At 55.2% G+C, this 2,098-nt stretch carries 3 protein-coding genes and 2 pseudogenes; all 5 read right to left on the bottom strand.

Translation table 11 applies throughout. The features are described from left to right. Nucleotides 1–206: pseudogene (locus FKW19_RS14565) on the bottom strand (hypothetical protein); the annotation flags it as partial. A 64-nt stretch (nt 207–270) separates the two neighbouring features. Beyond that, entirely contained in the window at nt 271–429 is a 159-nt protein-coding gene (locus tag FKW19_RS15490; protein ID WP_162784330.1) for a hypothetical protein, read from the bottom strand. Between the two features lie 42 nt (nt 430–471). Further along, nucleotides 472–930, bottom strand: coding sequence for a lysozyme (locus FKW19_RS14570; protein WP_035354359.1), 459 nt, complete (start codon nt 928–930; stop codon nt 472–474). A gap of 586 nt (nt 931–1,516) precedes the next feature. Continuing rightward, nucleotides 1,517–1,729 carry a hypothetical protein gene (locus FKW19_RS14575; RefSeq protein ID WP_003628621.1) on the bottom strand — a complete coding sequence of 71 codons (213 nt, stop codon included), beginning with the start codon at nt 1,727–1,729 and terminating at the stop codon, nt 1,517–1,519. A 33-nt stretch (nt 1,730–1,762) separates the two neighbouring features. Continuing rightward, a pseudogene (locus FKW19_RS14580) lies at nt 1,763–2,098 on the bottom strand (hypothetical protein); the annotation flags it as partial.

Consider the following 2,098-nt stretch of genomic DNA (forward strand, 5'->3'; position numbering starts at 1 on the left):
TCCAGATCCGCCTTGTTGGCCAGAAGGGCTGCAATAATGCCGCTGTTATCACTGCCCAGCAGAGGCAATGCAGCAATCAGCATGGCAGCAGAGCCACCGGCCGGAATCACGTTAAACCACGTGGCTACCAGATCCCCCAAAATAAGGGATAGGGCAAACAGCGTGGTGGGCTGGCGCAGATATGCGCTGATACGGGACAGGTTCATGGATCTACCCTTCGGGCACGCTGCGCATGCCCTGTATGTGTGAAAATCTGGGGTTTCTGGCTGTTCAGCCCTGTGCGCCGCGCAGGCTGCTGGGCAGCGTGTTGATGTCCACGTCTTCCACCAGCAGGGCTTGGCCATTGCGGGGTGCAGCAATGCACAGGCCGCGTTTTTCCAGCCGCTCTGCAATCAGATCAGCCAGCCGGTTCAGTTCGCGTTCAGTCATGAACATGATGTCACTTTCAGTAGGAATTTTTCAGGAATCGGATCAGCTGGCCCACAGCTGCCATTCGGCACGCCGGCGCAACGTCAGGCCGGCCACAGTGATCAGCTGGCCATTGCGGTGCATGTGGTTCCACAGCAGCAACTGATTGCGGGCGGCATTCCCCTGCCCTGCGTTCAGCAGCTTCAACAGTGTGGATCCCGCAAGTGCTGGCAATCCGAGGTTGTAAGTAAAGTCCAACAGTGCGGCCTGCTGGCCGGATGTCAGCGGCACACGCACCAGCCGCAGGATCTGCGGCAACAGCTTGGCCAGCGTGCCTTGCAGCAAGGCATTGGCATATTCAGCCGTAATGGGTGCGGTGCTGGCGGTTACGGCGGCCCCGTTGGCCAGAAACCGGCTGCCATAGCCGATTGTCCAATACCCGGCCGGGCACACATATGGGCGCAGGCGCAAGCCTTCAGACCGGCGGCACAGATCTGCCGCCAGTAGGATCGGATCATTCATCAATTTTCCGGATACAAAAAAGGCCGCTCAATGGCGGCCGGAGTGGAAACAAAATGTGATTGACCAGACTCGGACGGTCACATTTGATGAGGCGCATGACGCCTACTGAGAAACTTGTTCATAATGAGCGGCTTAAGCTACGCGCTAATGCCCTGAATACTTTGGGAACATCCTACTTCACTATCGGTGCGTTAGCTCCATTAGTGAATTTAACGTTTGGAAGTCCTGCACATACACAGCCATGGTATATATATGTATTGTTCCTAGTCAGCTTTAGCGCTGGTGGAATAAGGTTACATAAACTTGGCCAACAAACGTTGAATGGATTGATAGGATGACAACAACAGGATGGATTGCATTTATCTGCTTCCCCCTCGTATCCGTAGTTCTTATTGAGATATGGAACCGCCTTACGGTCAAAAAGCTGTAAGGCATCCACATATCTGTTCAACATGGACGAGTTTACAGGTGATCTTGCCCGGATTAGTCCACCGGAGCACAAAACCCGCAGAAAACAGCCCTTTGCAGTGGGCTAAAACGTTGGCAGGTTTTCGTGGTCAGGTTTACAAAAGCCGGTTTTCGGTTGTCACGGGTGCATATGCTGCAACGCCTGGACAATTCCGCTGCCCAGGGCAGAGCCAAAAATAACCAGGCCGCCATTTACCCAGGTCTTGCGGTTGTTGATCCGCTTCAGTTCCGTCCAGATATTGGCAATGCCAGTCTCCAGCGTAGAAAACTTGCCGTTCACGCTGGTTTCAAACGCAACAAATTCATCCTGCCGCACCACATCATCAGGCATGACACTCTTCCTTTCAGGCATAAAAAAAGCGGCTTAAAGCCGCTCGGTAATGGTGAAGCTGGTCTGCTGCCGCAGGGCAGCGCCATAGGGGTTGCTCAGATCTCCGCGCTGGACGCGACCAAACAGGCTGCGCAGGTTCAGCGTGGGGCCATCGGCATCCGGATCAGGCACAAACAGCACATTCGCGCCAGATGCGCCCAGCAGCAGGATCTGCTCCAGCACCGGCACATCTGCCAGATCCAGAGATTCATGATCCACCACAGCCTTGCGCCGCATCCATGCCGGCGTGACAAACTCGGCCCCGCTCATGCCGGTATTCACCGTCACGGAGCTATCCAGCCCGGTAGTGCTCTTGGTGCTCATGTTGCG

This window comes from Acetobacter sp. DmW_125128, from assembly GCF_008704325.1.
GTDB classification, from domain to species: domain Bacteria; phylum Pseudomonadota; class Alphaproteobacteria; order Acetobacterales; family Acetobacteraceae; genus Acetobacter; species Acetobacter oryzifermentans.

Coding starts and splice junctions, on each gene's coding strand:
- FKW19_RS14570 (WP_035354359.1), bottom strand. CDS start 930: ATGAATGATCCGATCCTACTGGCGGCAGATCTGTGCCGCCGGTCTGAA.
- FKW19_RS14575 (WP_003628621.1), bottom strand. CDS start 1,729: ATGCCTGATGATGTGGTGCGGCAGGATGAATTTGTTGCGTTTGAAACC.
- FKW19_RS15490 (WP_162784330.1), bottom strand. CDS start 429: ATGACTGAACGCGAACTGAACCGGCTGGCTGATCTGATTGCAGAGCGG.